This is a genomic window from Delftia sp. CH05 (assembly GCF_009827015.1).
Classification (GTDB): Bacteria; Pseudomonadota; Gammaproteobacteria; order Burkholderiales; family Burkholderiaceae_C; genus Comamonas; species Comamonas tsuruhatensis.
On the sequence record NZ_WUMG01000072.1, the window covers coordinates 1 to 17,297 of the forward strand.

Annotated in this window: 15 protein-coding genes; 8 read left to right on the forward strand and 7 right to left on the reverse strand. The window is 66.4% G+C overall.

Annotated features, from left to right (window positions below):
• The 6 genes from GRX31_RS29235 to GRX31_RS29260 all read right to left on the reverse strand — a co-directional run.
• Positions 1–2,370, reverse strand: a 2,370-nt coding sequence (locus GRX31_RS29235) for a sensor histidine kinase (protein WP_160856045.1), incomplete at its 3' end; no start/stop codon positions are given.
• Between the two features lie 24 nt (positions 2,371–2,394).
• Positions 2,395–3,234, reverse strand: a complete 840-nt coding sequence (locus tag GRX31_RS29240) for a substrate-binding periplasmic protein (RefSeq protein WP_016453965.1) — start codon at positions 3,232–3,234, stop codon at positions 2,395–2,397.
• Positions 3,235–3,243: 9 nt separating this feature from the next.
• Positions 3,244–4,008 carry an HD-GYP domain-containing protein gene (locus GRX31_RS29245; protein WP_016450587.1) on the reverse strand — a complete coding sequence of 255 codons (765 nt, stop codon included), beginning with the start codon at positions 4,006–4,008 and terminating at the stop codon, positions 3,244–3,246.
• A complete protein-coding gene (locus GRX31_RS29250) occupies positions 4,008–4,379 on the reverse strand; it encodes a response regulator transcription factor (protein ID WP_034348076.1) in 372 nt (123 codons plus the stop codon). Before GRX31_RS29250 ends, GRX31_RS29245 begins: the two co-directional genes overlap by 1 nt.
• Positions 4,380–4,589: 210 nt before the next feature.
• Positions 4,590–5,840, reverse strand: coding sequence for an HD-GYP domain-containing protein (locus tag GRX31_RS29255; protein ID WP_016450585.1), 1,251 nt, complete (start codon positions 5,838–5,840; stop codon positions 4,590–4,592).
• Positions 5,841–5,914: 74 nt separating this feature from the next.
• Positions 5,915–7,612: a methyl-accepting chemotaxis protein gene (locus GRX31_RS29260; RefSeq protein WP_160856047.1), complete on the reverse strand. Its 1,698-nt coding sequence runs from the start codon at positions 7,610–7,612 to the stop codon at positions 5,915–5,917.
• A gap of 333 nt (positions 7,613–7,945) precedes the next feature.
• Here GRX31_RS29260 and GRX31_RS29265 point away from each other — a divergent pair, with 333 nt between their 5' ends.
• The 8 genes from GRX31_RS29265 (at position 7,946) to GRX31_RS29300 (ending at position 16,174) form a co-directional block, all read left to right on the forward strand.
• Complete coding sequence (locus GRX31_RS29265) at positions 7,946–8,422, forward strand: chemotaxis protein CheW (protein WP_160856049.1); 477 nt, start codon at positions 7,946–7,948, stop codon at positions 8,420–8,422.
• A gap of 69 nt (positions 8,423–8,491) precedes the next feature.
• Positions 8,492–10,246 (forward strand): methyl-accepting chemotaxis protein, encoded by a 1,755-nt coding sequence (locus GRX31_RS29270; protein ID WP_160856051.1) that lies wholly within the window; start codon positions 8,492–8,494, stop codon positions 10,244–10,246.
• 152 nt (positions 10,247–10,398) lie between these two features.
• Entirely contained in the window at positions 10,399–11,076 is a 678-nt protein-coding gene (locus GRX31_RS29275) for a phosphoglycolate phosphatase (protein WP_237426815.1), read from the forward strand.
• A gap of 146 nt (positions 11,077–11,222) precedes the next feature.
• Entirely contained in the window at positions 11,223–12,518 is a 1,296-nt protein-coding gene (speE, locus tag GRX31_RS29280; protein ID WP_160856055.1) for a polyamine aminopropyltransferase, read from the forward strand.
• 196 nt (positions 12,519–12,714) lie between these two features.
• Positions 12,715–13,455 (forward strand): hypothetical protein, encoded by a 741-nt coding sequence (locus GRX31_RS29285; protein ID WP_223275310.1) that lies wholly within the window; start codon positions 12,715–12,717, stop codon positions 13,453–13,455.
• Positions 13,456–13,625: 170 nt separating this feature from the next.
• Positions 13,626–14,126: a hypothetical protein gene (locus GRX31_RS29290; RefSeq protein WP_016453971.1), complete on the forward strand. Its 501-nt coding sequence runs from the start codon at positions 13,626–13,628 to the stop codon at positions 14,124–14,126.
• Complete coding sequence (locus GRX31_RS29295; protein ID WP_013804692.1) at positions 14,104–14,790, forward strand: response regulator transcription factor; 687 nt, start codon at positions 14,104–14,106, stop codon at positions 14,788–14,790. Before GRX31_RS29290 ends, GRX31_RS29295 begins: the two co-directional genes overlap by 23 nt.
• The gene (locus GRX31_RS29300; protein WP_016450792.1) at positions 14,759–16,174 is read left to right on the forward strand and encodes a sensor histidine kinase; all 1,416 of its coding nucleotides are present in this window, start codon (positions 14,759–14,761) and stop codon (positions 16,172–16,174) included. Before GRX31_RS29295 ends, GRX31_RS29300 begins: the two co-directional genes overlap by 32 nt.
• Here GRX31_RS29300 and GRX31_RS29305 read toward each other — a convergent pair.
• Entirely contained in the window at positions 16,149–16,745 is a 597-nt protein-coding gene (locus tag GRX31_RS29305) for a chalcone isomerase family protein (protein WP_012202680.1), read from the reverse strand. The two genes, GRX31_RS29300 and GRX31_RS29305, sit on opposite strands and share 26 nt — an antisense overlap.
• Between the last annotated feature and the right edge of the window lie 552 nt (positions 16,746–17,297).

Here is a 17,297-nt window from a genome sequence, read left to right on the forward strand (position 1 = left end):
GGTCTTGCTGGACTGCACGAAGGGCTGGAAGATCTTGTCCAGCTCCTGCGGCGGAATGCCCGGGCCCTGGTCGGAGAAGGCGATGCAGATGTCGCCCTGCCCGTCGATGCGGCCCTGCACATCGATGCGCCCGCCGATGGGCGAGAACTTGATGGCATTGGCCAGCACATTGCGCACCACCTGCTGGAAGCGCACGGGGTCGGCCTTGGCGATCAGCGGGGCGTCGTCGAGTTCGAGCCGCAGGTCGATGAGCTTGTGCTGCTGCTGCGGCTCCAGCTCGCGCACGACCGGCCGGATCAGGCTGCGCAGGTCCGTGCGCTCCAGGTGGATGGTTCCCACGGCGCTGTCCAGCTTGGCCACATCGAGCAGGTCATTGACCAGGGCCAGCATGCGCTGGCCCGCCGCATGGATGTCGTTGAACATGTCGGCCATGGCGGGATTGCCGCGCGAGCGCAGGCTGCCCAGCTCGGCAAAGCCCATGATGGACTGCAGCGGGGTGCGCAGCTCATGGCTCATGTTGGCGACGAAYTCCGACTTCACGCGGAAGGCCTCCTCGGCCGCATCGCGGGCCTCGCGCGTGGCATGCTCGGCCGCGCGGAATTCGCTCACATCCACAAAGATGCTGAGCACGCCGGTGGTCTGTCCCTGGGCATCCTTGACCGCCGCCTTGGAGATCTGCACGTCGCGGTAGCTGCCGTCCATGTGGGGCAGCCGGGCCTCCAGCACCATGCGCTGGCCCGAGCGCATCACGACCTGGTTGCTGCGTATCTGCAGCAGGGCATCGTCGCGCGAGTGCAGGCCCTTGATCTCGTGGCCGAGCACGGCATAGCGGCCGCGGCCGAAGAAGTCCTCCCAGGCCTTGTTGACCAGTACCACGCGGTGGTCCGCGTCGGTGACCAGCATGGGCAGGGGCGTGGTCTCGAACAGCAGGTGCTGGAAGGCCAGCTGGGTCTGCAGCTCCTGCTGTGCCTTCCAGCGGGCCGTCACATCCACGGCGCTGCCCGCGAAGCCCACGAGCCGGCCGTCGCGCAGCAGGGGGACGACGGCGATGTCGCAGAGTATTTCCCGGTGGCCCGGCAGCTGGAACATGGCCTGGCAGTTGCGCAGGGCCAGCTTGGCCTGGGGGTCGAGCAGGGCATGGATCTGCGGCCTGCAGGCTTCGCGCGCGATGCCTTCCAGCGGCTGCCCCAGCGCCTCGACGCTGGGCTGCCCGGTCCATTGCTCCCAGCGTGCGTTCACGAAGGTCAGCCGGCCCTGGATGTCGGTGCGAAAGATCAGCTCCTGCACGCTGCGCATGAGCACGGCCATCTCATGCTCGCTGCGGGCCAGGCGCGCCTGGGCCTTTTCCATGGACTGCTGGGATGACTTCTGGACCCTGCGGGTCTTGAGCACCGACCCGCTCAGGCCCAGCACCAGGGCAAGAAGCGCAAGGCCGGCAACGAAGAAGGCGAATGCCTTGTCGCGCCAGCGCGCGACCACCTCCGAGTAGGGCTCCTCCACCACCAGCAGCAGAGGCCAGTTGCGCACGGTGCGAAAGGACACGACCTCATGGGAGCCGAGCATGCCGGCGCCGACGTAGGAGCCGAATTCGCTGTGCGGCAGCCACTGCCGGAACAGCGGTGTCTGCAGCACGGCGGTCGCCTGCACGCCGGTGCCCGCATTCGTGCTGGCCAGCGTCTGGCCGTCGTGGCTCAGCAGCATGGCCTCGTAGCTGAGGGACTCCAGCGTGGACTGGTAGAAGTTGGCCACGGCGTCGGGATTGATCAGGGCCACCAGCACGGCCGGTGCGCCGTTGTCGCGCTTGAATGCGAGGATCTGGGGCAGGTAGCGGACGCCCCGCGGTGTCGCATGCGGTGTCGCATGCGGTGTCGCTGCCAGGGAGGAGAGGCTGCGGCCGGTGACCAGGCGTCCCAGCTGGACCTTGCCCGGGACCGGAGCCGATGCCCTGTCAGGCAGCAGCTTGTGCAGCTCGATCTGCAGGCCGGCCTCGCCCGCTTGCGTGCTCGCCAGGATGCGTCCTTTGCCATCGAGCAGCGCCATGCTGCGCAGAACCGGCAACTGGCCGACCACTTGCGCCAAGGCCGCCTCGCGCGCTGCGCCGGGGCTGTCGGCGGACAGGATGACCGGGTTGTTGGCCAGGCTTGCCAGGGCGACCTCGCCGGTCTCGAAGGTCTTGTTCGTCTGATCCTGCAGCACACGGGCCAGCAACGCCGCCTGGGCCTTGCTCTGCTCGGCCTCGGCATGCAGCTGGCTCCAGACGAACAGCACCAGCCCGGCAAGCACGCACAGGGCAAAGGTCAGCACCAATGCCTTGAGGTGGGCGCTGCGCCTGGCTCCCAGAAAATGATGCGTGCCGGCTCGGCCAGACATGATGAAGGCGCTCCATCGGAGGGTTCAAGGCGCGACGATGGCGCTCAGCCCGTGGTTGCGCGCTGCCCGGGCCAGGCGGCCGTCTCGCCGGATGTCGGAGACGAACTGGTCCAGGCGCGCCAGCCACTGGGCGTCGGCAGGACTGGTTGCATAGCCGTAGGGAAGCACGTGGAACGGCTTGGGCGGTGCGATCAACCGGGCCCAGTCGGAGCTGTCGAGCAGCCGGCGGCTGTAGGGGTAGTCGGTCATGAACACATCCACGCGCCCTGCCATGAGCTCCTTCTCGCGGGTCTGGGGCGGCTCGATGGACACGATCTGCGCATGCTTGAGCGTCTCGCGCATCACGGGCTCCATGAAGGTGCCGCGCTGCACGGCGACCTGCACGCCGGGCTGGTCGATGTCCGCCCAGGACTGCACGGCCTGATTGCTCTTGGTGGTGACGCCGTAGATGTCGCTGCTCAGATAGGGCTGCGTGAAGCGCAGCTGCTTTTGCCGCTGGGGGAGTATGCCCACGGCGAACATGGCGACATCGCAGCGCGACTCCAGCAGGTCAGGTATCAGCCTGGGAAAGGAGGAATCCACATACTGCAGCCGTACGCCCAGCTCCCTGGCCAGCTCCGCCGACAGCTCTGCATCCACGCCCGTCAGCCGGCCCGTGCGCGGGTCGCGGAAGGTGATGCCGTAGTAGTCGGGCCATATGCACACACGCAGGGCGCCCGTGGATGCAATCCGCTCCAGCACCTCGCCAGCTGCGGCAGAGCCGGACCATGGCACCAGACACAGCAGCAGTCCGGCAACGGCTGCCAGGCGGGCCAGCACGCGCCTTGGAGACGGTGCGCCGAAACATGTCGATGATGGATGCATGGCGGGCTTTCAGGGTGTGTCGATCAGATCGGTGAAGGACGGGGACTGCCGGGTCAGCGCCAGGCGCAGCGCATCCAGCTCTTCGATGTTGTCCATGAACGCGTCGACGATGCCGGGATCCAGGGCCTTGCCCCGTTCCGCCGCGATCATCTCCAGGGCCCGTGCTCGCCCGAACGCCGGCCGGTACACCCGGTCCATGGTGAGCGCGTCGAAGATATCGACGATGGAGGTGATGCGCGCCGACAGCGGGATGTCCTCGCCTGCCAATCCCTGCGGGTAGCCCTTGCCGTCGAAGCGTTCGTGGTGGCTGGCGGCGATTTCGGCCGCCATCTGGAACACCGGGATGCGCGACTGGCCCAGCAGATGCGCGCCGATCTCGGCATGCCGGTTCATGACCAGGCGCTCCTGCGCATCCAGCGGGCCCTGCTTCTTGAGGATGGTGTCCGGAATGCCGACCTTGCCGATGTCATGCATCGGGGCCGCCTTGCGCAGCAGGCTGGCGAATTCGATGCGGCAGCCCAGGCGCAGGGCCAAGGCCTCCGACAGGTAGCCGATGCGGATGATGTGCGAGCCGGTGTCGTCGTCCTTGAACTCGGCGGCCATGGCCAGGCGCAGCAGGGTCTCGTGGTGGGCGCGTGTCACTTCCTTGAGCAGATCGTTGCGCTCGCGGTACATGCGGCCGAAGTCCTGGATGAGCTGCTCCATCTGCTCCACGGCCGCAGGATCGAAACGTCGCGATGGCTCCCGGGGGGAGGCGGTCTGGTACTGGGCCATCAGTCGATCCTCTCGAGCTTTTCGATCGTCTCCAGCAGCTTCAGGGTGCTGAAGGGCTTGACCAGGTATTCGTCGGCTCCGGCCTGCAGGCCCGCCTTGCGGTCCTCGGCGCTGCCCCGGGCCGTCAGCAGGATGACCTGCGTATGCAGCAGTTCGTAGGAGCGCTTGATGCGGCTGCACACCTCCAGGCCGTCGAGCGTGCCCGGCATCATGATGTCGAGCAGGACGATGTCGGGCCTGAGCCTCTCGGCCATCGCCCAGGCCTCGTCGCCATCGCAAGCCTCTATGACGTCAAAGTCGCTGAATTCCAGTGTCATGCGCAGCAGCTTGCGGATGTCGGCATGGTCCTCGGCGATCAGTATCTTTTGCATGGGGAGATCTTTCATGCCGCAACAAAGGTGTGGGCCGGCATATGAATCATAAATATCAATTAAATCAAATTTTATTGAATTTATCTATCAAATCTGTTGCCAGGCCTTCACGCCCGTGGGCGCCGGATGCCGCCGCGGCAGCGGGGCGGGTTCCGGCCCCAGGCCGGGAACAGGTCTTTTGCCCCTGTGCGGGAGCCGGCAGCCCCGTCTTTATGTGGCCCGTTCCCAGGCCGGGTCTTTCCACAGGGCATCGAGGTCGGTGAAGCCCCATTTCGCGGGGTCTTCCCGACTGGCTATCTTCTCCTGGCACCCGGGCCGGGCCAGGTCAACGGTCTCCGGTGCCATCCGCATGCCGCTGGCCGTGGAATAGAACACCTTGACCTGCGGACAGGTCAGGGACTGGCGGCCAGGGTCCACGACGACCCCCAGCCTGCCCGTTGTCAGCCGCACCAAAGAGCCCACCGGGTAGATGCCTATGCTTTTGACGAAGGCCTGGAATACGGTCTTGTCGAAGTGCCCGGCGCTCCATTCGGCCATCTTGTGCACCGCCTCGGCAGGGTCCCAGCCACGCTTGTAGGGGCGGTCCGAGGTGATGGCGTCGTAGACATCGCAGACCGCGCCCATCTTCGCGAACAGGCTGATGTCCTCGCCACGCAGCCCGTGGGGGTAACCTGTGCCATCCACCTTCTCATGATGGTGAAGGCAGACGTCCAGCACCACCGGATCATCGACGCCGCCGGCCAGGAGCAGCTCCAGGCCTCGCGCCGGATGCTCGCGGACCTCGGCAAACTCCCTGTCGGTCAGGCGCCCCGGCTTGTTCAGGATGGGGGCGGGGATCGCCATCTTTCCAATATCGTGCAGCAGCCCCGCATAGCCCGCCTGGCGCACCTGCTGCGGTGGCAGGTCGAGCTGGCGTGCCAGCACGATCATCAGGGCGCAGACCGCCACCGAGTGCATGTAGGTGTAGTCGTCGCTGCTCTTGAGCCGGGCGATGCTGACCAAGGCGCACGGATTGCGGATGATCGACTCGGACACCTCGGCGACCACGGAGCGGGCCTCGTCCTGGTTGATCTCCCTGCCCATGCGCGCCTCGCGGAACATGGCGGTGATCGCCTGCCTGGACTGGCGGCAGATCCGGGCGGCCCGCTTCACCTCCTCATCGAAGGCAACGGGCCGCAGCTCGCACTCCAACTCGGCCAGTTGCGAGATCTCGGACAGTTGGGCGTCGATCACGGTGTCCACCTGCTCGCGCGAGCAAGACGGCTCGTCTTGCGCGACATCCAGGCCCTTGGCGGTATCGATCCACACTTCCTGGATGGGGGCGTGCAGGATCCTCGCCAGGTCGGCAGGGTCTTCCAGCCTGAAGCGGCTGCGCCAGAACGGATGCTCCATCCAGCTGCCGCAAAAGCTCTCCAGAAACATGCCCAGCCGCAGCTGCCGCACACTGATGCGCTTGATCATGAACAAGGGCCCCGCAACGGTTCACATGGATACTTCATCTTGCCGCCATTTCCTTGCTTCTGTACGGATCCAGGTCAGAAGGCCGCCCATTCCTCCTCCTTGACCTGCGGTTGCCCACGGGCCGGCGATACGCGTGCCTGAATGGCCGGCAGCGCTTGCCTGGGCCCCATGGCCTGGACGTTGGCGGCACGCGGCGCGGCGGGGTGGCTTGCCCCATGCTCGGGATGCATCCTGAATGTGGAGACGATCTGCGCCAGAGAAGCGGCCTGCTGCTCCAGGCTGCCCGCAGCGGCCGAGCTTTGCTCGACCAGCGCCGCGTTCTGCTGCGTCATCTGGTCCAGCTGGCTCACCGCCTCGCCGACCTGCCGTATGCCTACCGCCTGCTCGGCCGATGCGCTGGAGATCTCGCCGATCATGGTGTCCACGCTGCGCACCTGCTCCACGATGCGGCCCATCTGCTCGCCAGCCCGGGTCGCCACCTGGGTGCCTTGCTCGACCTTTTCCAGGTTGGCACCGATCAGCTCCTTGATCTCGCGGGCCGCCGTGCCCGAGCGCTGGGCCAGCGCGCGCACCTCGCTGGCGACCACCGCGAAGCCCCGGCCCTGTTCGCCGGCCCGCGCGGCCTCCACGGCAGCGTTGAGCGCCAGGATATTGGTCTGGAAGGCAATGGCGTCGATGACGTTCGTGATCTCGGCGATCTTGCGCGAGGCCTGCGAGATGTCCTGCATGGTATGCACCACCAGGGCCACGGACTGGCCTCCCTCGGCAGCCGAGGCCGACGCGGCCGAAGCCACCTTGCTGGCCTGCTGGGCCGTGTCCGCATTCGTGCGCACCGTGGCCGTGAGCTCCTCCATCGATGCGGCCGTCTCCTCGAGGTTGCTGGCCTGCTGCTCGGTGCGCTGGCTCAGGTCCAGGCTGCCGGAGGCGATCTCGCTCGACCCCGTCGCAATGCTGTCGCTGCTGAGGCGAATGCTTGCCATGATCTCGCGAAGCTTGCCGTTCATGTCGCGCATCGCGCCCAGCAGCCGGGCGGGCTCATCCCGGCCCTGCACCACGATGCTGGCCGTGAGGTCGCCCCGCGCCACGGTGTCCGCCACCGAGACCGCCATGTGCAGGGGCTCGGTGATCGAGCGCGTGATGGCCCAGGCCAGCACGGCGCCCAGGGACACCGCCAGCGTGGCCAGCCCGCCGAGCAGGTACAGCGCCAGGTGGTAGTCCTTCTCGGCCTGCTCGGTGGCCTTGCGCCCGCCTTCCTGGTTCAGCGCGATGTCCTGGCCCACGACGTCCATGAGCTGGGCGAAGGCCTGAGCGGTCGCACCCGTGGCCAGTGCGCGCGCCTGTGCCACCTGTTCGGGGCCCCCGCTGGACAGCTCGACCATCTTTCGGTCAGCGGCTCGGGCCGCGTCCCACAGCACCAGCATCCTTTCATACAGCTGCCGCTCCTCTGGCGAGGACACCAGCTTTTCATAGACGGCCAGGTCCGACTGCAGTGACTTCTGGGCCTGCAGCAGCAGGTCCTCCTGGGCGCGCTTCCTTTGCGCGTCCTCCTCGATCACGTGGCGCAGCCCGGCGCGGCGTGCCGCGTTGGCCGTGGCGCGGATCGAGGCCAGCACATTGGTGGAAGGCAGCCAGTTGGTGCCCAGGTCGTTGGCATTGAACTGGACCCGGGCGATCTGCAGTGAGCCGATGGCCGCGACCGTGCTCAGCAGCAGCAGGAGCAGGGTGAAGGCAGCGATGAGCCGTGTGCGGATGGACAGAAGGCGAAGGAACATGGTGGTGGGGCTCCCGAGAGATGGCTAGGAATTTTGATCAATATGATGCAATTGATAATTTACCAAGCTTGAGTTCATCTCGGGGAATTGAATTTATCAATTCAGTCTCGCCAAGCCATTGCTCCGGGATCTGCTGCGCCGAGCCGCCACGCAGTCCTCTACCTCCTTGGACAAGCCGTCGCCACAGCCCGGCAGCGCTTGGCGACGCGTTCGGCCTGGCTCACGTTTCGAAGCATCAACACCCCCAGAAATGTAACAACCGGTTGTGCTGTTCTTTTCTCTCTGTTAAATTTTTATCAAATTCATCAAATAAATTTGATTGGAGTGATGAAGATGCCACCTACACTGACAACCGACACCGCCAGGCAATGGCTTTCCTTCCTTGTGGACGATGAGGAGTTCGGCATCGACCTGCTGCAAGTGCAGGAGATCCGGTCCTACGAGTCGCCCATGCGCATTGCCAATGGCCCCGCCTACTTCAACGGCGTGCTGGAACTGCGCGGGGAGGTCATTCCCGTCATCGATCTGCGGCTCAGGCTGGGGCTTGCGGCCAAGCCGTACGACGCCTGCACCGTGACCATCATGCTGCGCCTGCCTGGCGGAGTGACGGGCATGGTGGTGGAGGGTGTCACCGACGTGGTGACGCTCATGCCGCAGGACCTGCGCGCCGTGCCCGCCATGGGCGGGGGCCTGGTCAATGACTGCCTGCTGGCCATGGGCGTGCTCGAGGAGCGTTCGCTGCTGCTCATCGATGCTGACAAGCTCCTGGCGGCGACCACGGCAGCCCTGCCGGACTGCGCTGTGAGCTGAGCCATTTGCTCCGGCACACCTCTTTCCCGCCTCTACGCCGCAATTTGCCAACCCAACTGGAGACGCGCCATGAATCCCCGCTTCTGGACGGTCAAGACCAAACTTTCCGTGGCTTTCACCTGCCTGGCACTTCTCACCGTAGTAGTGTCCCTGCTGGCATTGCAGGCGCTGCGCGAGGCGAACCTGAATCTCGTGCACTTCGTCGAAGGCATCAACGCCCGTGCACACCTGGCAGAGAGGGTTCGCACAGCCGTGGACCGCAGGGCGATCGCTGCGCGCAACCTGGTGCTGGTGACCTCGCCTGCAGACCTGGCGGCGGAGAAGGATGCCGTGACCTCCGCGCACACCGACGTCAACACCTCGCTGGCCGAACTCCAGGCCAAGATGGCTTTGAAGGATGTTGCGACCGATGCACGCGATCTGGTTGCCAAGATTGTGGGCGTGGAGCAGCGCTATGGACCGGTTGCGACCGATATCGTGGCCCTGGCTCTGCAAAACCAGAAGGAGGCAGCGATCCGCAAGATGAACGAAGAGTGCCGGCCCTTGCTGGCGCAGCTGATCGAGGCCACCCGCCAGTACAGTGAACTGACCCGCATCCGTTCACAGCAGATGATCGAAGAGGCCGCGCAGGCCTACGCGCACCGCAGAAACATGCTGATCGCCGCCAGCGTCACGGCCTTTGTCCTGGCCGTGCTGATGGGGCAGCTGATAGCACGCGGCCTGACGCGCTCCCTGGGCGCAGAGCCGGCGCAACTGGGCGATGTCGCCCGGCAGATCGCCCAAGGCAATCTCAGCCCTGAACTGCTGCGCCACCAGGCCCCCGAAGGCAGCGTCCAGGCATCGCTCAATGCCATGCTCCAGAGCCTGGCCTCGGTCGTGCAGGACGTGCGCAGCAATGCCGACGGGGTGGCGGGCGGCAGCACGGAGATCGCCAACGGCAATGCCGACTTGAGCCAGCGCACGGAACAGCAGGCCAGCGCCTTGCAGGAAACTGCAGCGTCGATGGAGCAGCTGTCGACCACCGTCAAGCAAAACGCGGACAACGCCAGGCAGGTCAATCAACTCGCCCTGGGCGCAAGCCAGGTGGCCACCAAGGGCGGCGGCTCCGTGCAGGAGGTCGTCAATGCGATGCAGGACATCAGCGAAAGCTCGCGCCAGATCGGCGAAATCGTGGGCGTGATCGACGGCATCGCGTTCCAGACCAACATCCTGGCGCTCAATGCCGCAGTCGAGGCTGCGCGCGCAGGCGAGCAGGGCAAGGGCTTTGCCGTGGTGGCCGGTGAGGTGCGCAACCTGGCGCAGCGCAGCGCGCAGGCCGCCCGGGAAATCAAGCAGCTCATCGCCACCAGCACCACACGGGTCAAGCAGGGCACCGAGCTGGCCGACCAGGCTGGCGCCACCATGGCGCAGGTGCTGCAGTCCATCCAGCGCGTGACCGACCTCATGGGGGAGATCAGCAGTGCCAGCGATGAGCAAAGCGCGGGGGTGGCGCAGGTCGGCAAGGCCGTCAGCCAGATGGACCAGGTCACGCAGCAGAATGCGGCGCTGGTGGAGGAAAGCGCGGCAGCGGCGGCCAGCCTCAGAACGCAGGCACAGCAGCTGGTTCAGGCCGTGTCGATCTTCCAGCTGGGCGGCCAGGCGGCACAGCCTGCCTCGACACCGCCGCTGTCGCAGCCGACGGTGCAGGCGCGCAATCCGGCACCCGCGAAAGCGGCGCTCCCCGCCCGCCAGGCTGCCCGGCCCGTGCTGCGCCCCGTGAGCCCGGTGAGCCCTGCGCACAAGCAGGCGCAAGCGCAGGAGCAGGACGACTGGGTGTCGTTCTGATCAACGGCCCCTTGCGTGCGCCGGGGTGCGCGGCCGCCGCCATGCCGGGTCTGCCAGGAGCCGCAGGGCCCAAGTCCAGGGCCCGTGCAAGTTCTGATATTTTCAGCGCTGTTCCTGCGCAGGCAGCCCCCGGTTATCGATACTCCATGGCCATGATTGCAAACCTTATTCCGTTGAACCCCACGCACCTGGATGCCGCCATCGTCGATCTCGACGGCACCATGGTCAACACCCTGGGCGACTTCGCCGAAGCCCTCAACCGCATGCTGGCGGACCTGCAACTGCCGGCCATCGCCCCGCAGGCCATAGAGAACATGGTGGGCAAGGGCTCGGAGCACCTGATCCGATCGGTGCTGGCCCATGTGGGCGCGGCCGACGTGGACGCCGCCTATGACCAGGCCTGGACACGCTACGAACACCATTACCTGCAGCTCAACGGCCAGTTCGCCGATGTCTACCCGGGCGTGCTCGAAGGCCTGCAGGCATTGCGCGCGCGCGGCCTGCGCCTGGCCTGCCTGACCAACAAGCCGCTGTCCTTCGCCCGGCCGCTGCTGGAGCAAAAAGGCCTGGCACCGCTGTTCGAGCAGGTCTTCGGCGGCGATTCCTTCGAGCGCAAGAAGCCCGACCCGCTGCCCCTGCTCAAGACCTGCGAGGCCCTGGGCACCTCCCCCGCGCGCACGCTGATGCTGGGCGACTCCAGCAACGACGCCCAGGCCGCGCGCGCCGCGGGCTGCCCCGTGGTGCTGGTGAGCTACGGCTACAACCACGGCCAGCCCGTGCGCCAGATCGATGCCGACGGCTTCGTCGATGCGCTGACCGAACTGGCCTGATTTGCACAGTTCCAGGTTTTTTGGAAAAAGAATGGGATTTGGCGATGGTTAACGCACTTTGACGGTGCGATTTATGTTTTTGCTAGAGTCGTCTGCTTTGCCATCCTGGCCGCGATCCGGCCACAGACAAGGAGGAAGCACGCGACATGCACGGACTGCACCTGACCGCCGATCTCTACCAATGCCAGGGCGACGAGCGCCATATGCTCGACGCCGATGCCATCGCCGCCCTGTGCCGCGCACAGACCGCGCAGGCCGGCCTGACCCTGGTGGAGGACCGCTGGGTCAAGTTCCCTGACTACCAGGGGCAGCCCGGCGGCGTCACCGGCACCGTGCTGCTGGCCGAATCGCACCTGGCCATACACACCTGGCCCGAGACCGGCTGCGTCACCGTCGATGTCTACGTCTGCAACTTCTCCGCCGACAACTCGGGCAAGGCCCGCGCGCTGATGGAGGGCGTGATCGCCGCCTACGCGCCGGGCCGCGTGGTGCGCCAGCATCTGATGCGCGGCGACATCGGTCCCGGCGCCCAGGCCACGGCGGCGGCCGATGAGGGCGATTGGGCGCTGGAGGCGCTCACGCCCCATGCGCGCTTTGGCTGGCGCGCCACGCGGCGCGAAACCGTGCAGACGCCCCATCAGGAACTGGAGCTGCTGCACACGCCGCAGTTCGGCAAGGTGCTGCGACTGGATGGCCGCTTCATGACCTCCGAAGGCGAGGAATTCTTCTACCACGAGGCCCTGGTCCACCCCGCGGCCCTGGCCCACCCGGCGCCGCGCAAGGCGCTGATCCTGGGCGGCGGCGATGGCGGCGCAGCCGAGGAACTGCTCAAGCACCCGTCCATGGAGCAGGTGGTGGTGGCCGAGCTGGACGAGGCCGTGGTCCAGGCCGCGCGCACGCACCTGCAGCAGGTGCACCGCGGCGTGTTCGATGACCCGCGCCTGCAGCTGCGCATAGGCGACGGCATGGCCATGGTGGAGCGCACCGAAGAACGCTTCGACCTCGCCCTCATGGACCTCACCGACCCCGACACGCCTGCCAGCGCGCTGTACTCCGACCAGGCCCTGGCGCGCATGAAGCGCGTGCTGGCGCCGGGCGGCGCCCTGGTGCTGCACCTGGGCAGCCCCGTCTTCCATGGCGGGCAGGTGGCGCGGCTGGTGGCCAGCCTGCGCGAGCGCTTTGCCATCGTGCGCTGCTACGGCCTCTACATCCCCCTGTACGGCGCCTACTGGGGCCTGGCCGTGGCCTCCGACACACTGGATGCGGCGGCGCTGCCCCCCGCCCAGCTGCGCCAGCGCCTGGCCGAGCGCCGCCTGCCCGACCTGCGCTACTACAACGCCGAAGTGCACCCCGCACTGTTCGCGTTGCCCAACTACTACCGCGATCTGGTGCAGCCCGCGCCCCTGGCGGCGCTGCCCCCGCGCGCGGTCCGCGTCGCCTGAGCCCGGCCCGTTCTGGCAACGGGCCGAGCCCGGCCCGCCCTGGCCGGGCTGCGGTGGCAACTGCGCGCCCGGCAGGGCAAATTTGACACAGTGCTGCAATCTGGTGGCAAGTCTGCTGTAATGAAAAACGGCGGGAAGGCCCGTGCGCCCGCCATTTTTCCGGCTTCCTGGTAAGTATTTCCGGGATATTGCGTGCTTGCAAAAACCATATCAACAGATAAAGCGCCAGACGCCCTGTATCAAAATGACTGCTTCCCTTTCAAAAACAAGAATATCCGCGTCCAAATACCATGATGATTCCTTGCTGCGGCTTTGGAATTGGGCTTTGTTGGCAGGGCTGGTATTGAGCTTTCCCCTGAGCTTTGTATTGCCGCAAAGCCTGAGCTGGGAAAATGGATTCCTGGAGAATATCCAGGCCGTGACCCTGCTGCTGGGCATGGTGGCGGCCCTGGTTGCGGCGCGGCGGCAAAAAGGCTCCTTTGCAGCGCCACTGTGGTGGATCGCCTCCCTGTTCTGGCTGGCTTTTCTAGGGCGTGAACTGGCCTGGGGCGCGGCTTTCCTGCCCAGCCTGGAGGCTGGCAAGTGGGGGCCGGTGATCAGCTCCCAGGTGCTGTGGTACCGGCCCGCCGTCAAATGGGTGGTGGGCGCCATGCTGCTGCTGTGCTGCTATTGGTTTGTGCGCCACGGTGTCTGGAACAAGGTCATCAAGCGCCTGGTGCGCGAGAAGGCGCTGCCGATATTCAGCCTGGCGACATTTGTCGCGGCCATGGTGATATCCACCAATGCGGAAGGTCATGGCTTCATTGTCCTGCAGCAATGGTTTGATTATCAGGTGATCGTGCTGGAGGAGCTGGTGGAGACATTTGGATATATGGCACTGTGGCTGGCACAGTGGGCGCTGGTCAGGTATGTTGCTGGCTGGCAGGAAGATATTTGAGCCAATATTGATCAAGCCGGCCGCCTGCATATTCCCGGTGTAATGGGGCAGATTCAGGGGCCGGTAAGTCGCCAGTAAGACGCAATCGGGGAGCATGGCCGTTTTCCCCGCAGGTTTGCCGCTCTCGCGGCGGACCGACGGAGCCTGAAACGACAGAACGTGCCATCGCAATGCAAGCCTCCATCTACCAGGACGTGATAGGTATCCAGGCGGCGGGCCAGGCGTATTCCCTGGGTTCGCGCTTCCAAGAATGCAGCCAGCACCGTGCCGTGCGGCTGGAGACGATCTTCGAGTTGCTTATCCTCAAGTTCCGCGAGGACCTGCTGCAGGCGCTGGCCGAGGAGCCTCCAGGCCCCGCACGCCACCTGCGCGCCTATATCCGCTGCGTCTGCGACCATGCCCTGTCCCGCCAGCGCGGCCAGAAGACGGCCGCACAGTTGCTGACCCGCGCAAGATTCCAGAACATATGGTTTGATTTCGTGGATGCGGCCTGCGCCGACGATCTGGTGCCCGAGGACATTGCCCTGCAATGCCGCGCCATGGTCGAGGACCTGTGGGTCATCCATGTGCTGGTCGAGCCCATGGCGCCCCAGCGCATCACCGGGATCAGGGAGCATCTGCTGTCCCTGTGCGGCAACGACGGAAACCATGAATCGCATCGCATTAATTGAGGACCATGCCAGGCTGGCCACGCTGGTCAGCCGCTCGCTGGCCAACTCCGGCATAGAGACCGATGTCTTCCACCAGATCTCCACGGCCTGGCTGGCCCTGCAGGACATCGACTACGGCGTCATCGTCATCGACCGCGGCCTGCCCGATGGCGACGGCCTGCAACTGGTGCAGCGCCTGCGCGCCGCAGGCCGCTCCACGCCCTGCCTGATGCTCACGGCCCGGGACGCGCTCAGCGACCGCGTGGGCGGCCTGGAAGCCGGTGCCGACGACTACCTGACCAAGCCCTTTCCCATGGAAGAGCTGATTGCCCGCGTGCGCGCCCTGCTGCGCCGGCCCGCGCTGGTGCAGGAGCTGGCGCCGCAGCTGGGCGACATCAGCATCAGCCCGCAGCAGGCCTGCATGCACTGCGCGGGCTCGGCCATCGCGCTGCCGCCGGCGGAGCTGCAGATCATGCTCAGCCTGGTGCGCAAGGCCGGCGCCACGGTGCGCCGCTCCACGCTGGAGGCGGCGGCCTGGGGCATGAGCAGCGTGGTCACGCCCAACGCCCTCGATGTGGCCCTGCACCGGCTGCGCCGCAAGCTGGCCGCGGCCGGCTCGTGCATGGAAATCGTCAACATCCGGGGTCAGGGCTATGCGCTTCGCGAACCTTTGCTGGCCCGGTAGCCTGCGCTCGCGGCTGCTGGCCGTCTATGGGTTGAGCATGGTGTTCAGCGCGCTGCTGGTGGGCGCGCTGGTGATTCTCGTCGCCAAGCCTTTCGACAGCTATGCGCTGCAGCGCGGCATGGGGCATGCGGCCGAGAAGCTGGCCGAGTGGGTGAGCTTCGATGCCAAGGGCGTGCCCCAGGGTTTCAGCGAGCGTGAACTCAAGGCCTGGATGCTGACCAGCCTGGGCGAGGAAATGCAGCTGCGCATCACCGACGCCCGCGGCCGCGTGGTCTTCGCCCCCAACGGCGAAATGCAGCCGCTGACGCAGACCGGCCGGGGCTTCGACCCCGAGCTCAAGGCCTTTGCCTACGAGCGCGGCGGCGTGGTCATGCGCGCGGGCACGGCCACGCTGGTCCACGACGGCACGACGTGGCACGTGCAGATAGCCGTCAGCGACCGCATGGTGGACTGGCTGCGCGAATCGGTGGGCCTGCCCGCGCTGTGGCGCGGCATGGTGGCCATCGGCGTGGTTTTCCTGGTCGTGTTCCTGTTCTCCACGCACCGCACGCTGCAGCGCATGCTCAGGCCGCTGGGCGTGGCCGCGCAGGATGCGCAGCGCATCACCCCGCAGACGCTGGGCACGCGCCTGCAGCCCAAGGACCTGCCGCGCGAGTTCGCGCCCCTGGTCGAGGCCTTCAACCACGTGCTGGACCGGCTGCAGGCCGGCTTCAGGAACCAGCAGGAATTCCTGTCCATGGCCGCGCATGAGCTCAAGACGCCGCTGGCCCTGATGCGCGTGCAGATCGAGCTGGAGCCCGAGGACCGGCGCAGCCCCGAGCTGCTCAAGGACGTGGACCACATGGCGCGCCAGGTCCAGCAGCTGCTGCACCTGGCCGAGGTCTGCGAACACCAGCGCTACCGCATGGAAGACATTGCGCCGGCCGACATCATTGGCGAGGTCTGCGACTTCATGGCACGCGCTTCGGAAAAATGCGGCGTGCACATCCACTGCGAGGTCAAGGACGGCTCGCCTGCCTGGCGTGCCGACCGGGGCGCGCTGTTCGTGCTGCTCAAGAACCTGATCGAGAACGCCGTGCAGCACAGCCCGCAGGGCGCCACCGTCACCGTGAAGGCCTGCGGCCTGGGCTTTTCGGTGCTGGACCAGGGCCGTGGCGTGCCGCCCGAGGACCTGCCGCGCATCTTCGAGCGCTTTTGGCGCAGCAGCGAGCGGCGCGACCTGGGCGCAGGCCTGGGGCTGCCCATCTGCCTGGAGATTGCGCGCGCCCATGGCTGGACGCTCACGGCCCTGCCCGGTGCCACGGGGCTGGAGATCCAGGCGCGCTTTGCCGGGCCCGTGCAGGAGCCCGCGCAGCCGTTCAACCGCCCAGCAATGCCTTCTTGAGTTGCTCGTCGGCCGGGTGCGGGCCCAGCCAGATGCCCAGCAGCGCCTGGAAGAACTCGGGCTCCTGGAAGGGCGCACCCTGGGCCTGGCCCTTGACGAAGACCTGGGCGCCCTGGCCCGGCACCCAGTCCACCGAGAAGTTCTCGCCCGGCAGCAGCTTCTTGTGCTGCGTGAAGATGTCGCTCATGCGCAGCACGCCGGGCACCAGGCGGGAGAAGCGGGCGCGCTCCATGTTGTCCTCGATGCCGCGTGCGAACAGCTTGCCCAGCTCGGCCGAATCGATCTCGCGCAGCATGGTCACGCTCACGCGCTTGGGGCCGGGCAGGGCCGCGATCTCCTGCAGGCTGGCGGCCGGCTTTTCCAGGTACAGGCCCGCCGTGTAGACCTTGAAGATGGCCTTGTAGCGAATGCCCGCGCCATTGAGCTGCAGCGTCTGGCCGCCCACCCCCGCCTGGGCGGGATAGGCCACGCCCGCGACGGTGCGCGGCGGCTCCTGGGCAGTGGCGGCCAGCGGCATCGCCAGCGCCATGGCCAGAGCGGCTGTCTTCATCCAGCGGGGCAAGGCGGTCATGGTGTCTCCTGCGCGGGGGCTGTGGCCCGGTTGCGGTTTGTTACGTCCGGGCGACATGTTGTGGGGATCGGGTGGGGGTGGCAACAGGGTTTTCGCGGGCCGATGGAGGGTGGCTATCATCCTGCTCGGTCCGCTTTCTTGTCGTGGGTGTATGCCCACGTTCCTGCGGTTATGGACGGGATGGGGCTACCCGCGAGGGCGTCCGCACGGCTCAATGCGTGTTCTTAACATCCCGTCCACCTGTCTGTGGGTAAGAACACCGGCTCGTGGCTTTCGTCTTGTTTCCGGAGCGCAGGCGCGAGCCTGCGTCCCAGTGGTTTTGGGCGGGATGGGGCTACCCGCAAGGGCGTCCGCACGTCGCAATGCGTGTTCTTAACATCCCGTCCACCTGTCTGTGCGTTGCACCGCTGATTCTGTTTGCAAGCCCCTGTCGGGGCGTTTCTTTTCGAGGCCGGGTTTCGGCCCGGCGGCCGACTCACTTTCTTGTCTCGCTACAAGAAAGTGAGCAAAGAAAAGCGCCCGAATGTCCGCGACCCCTTCGCTGCGCTGCGG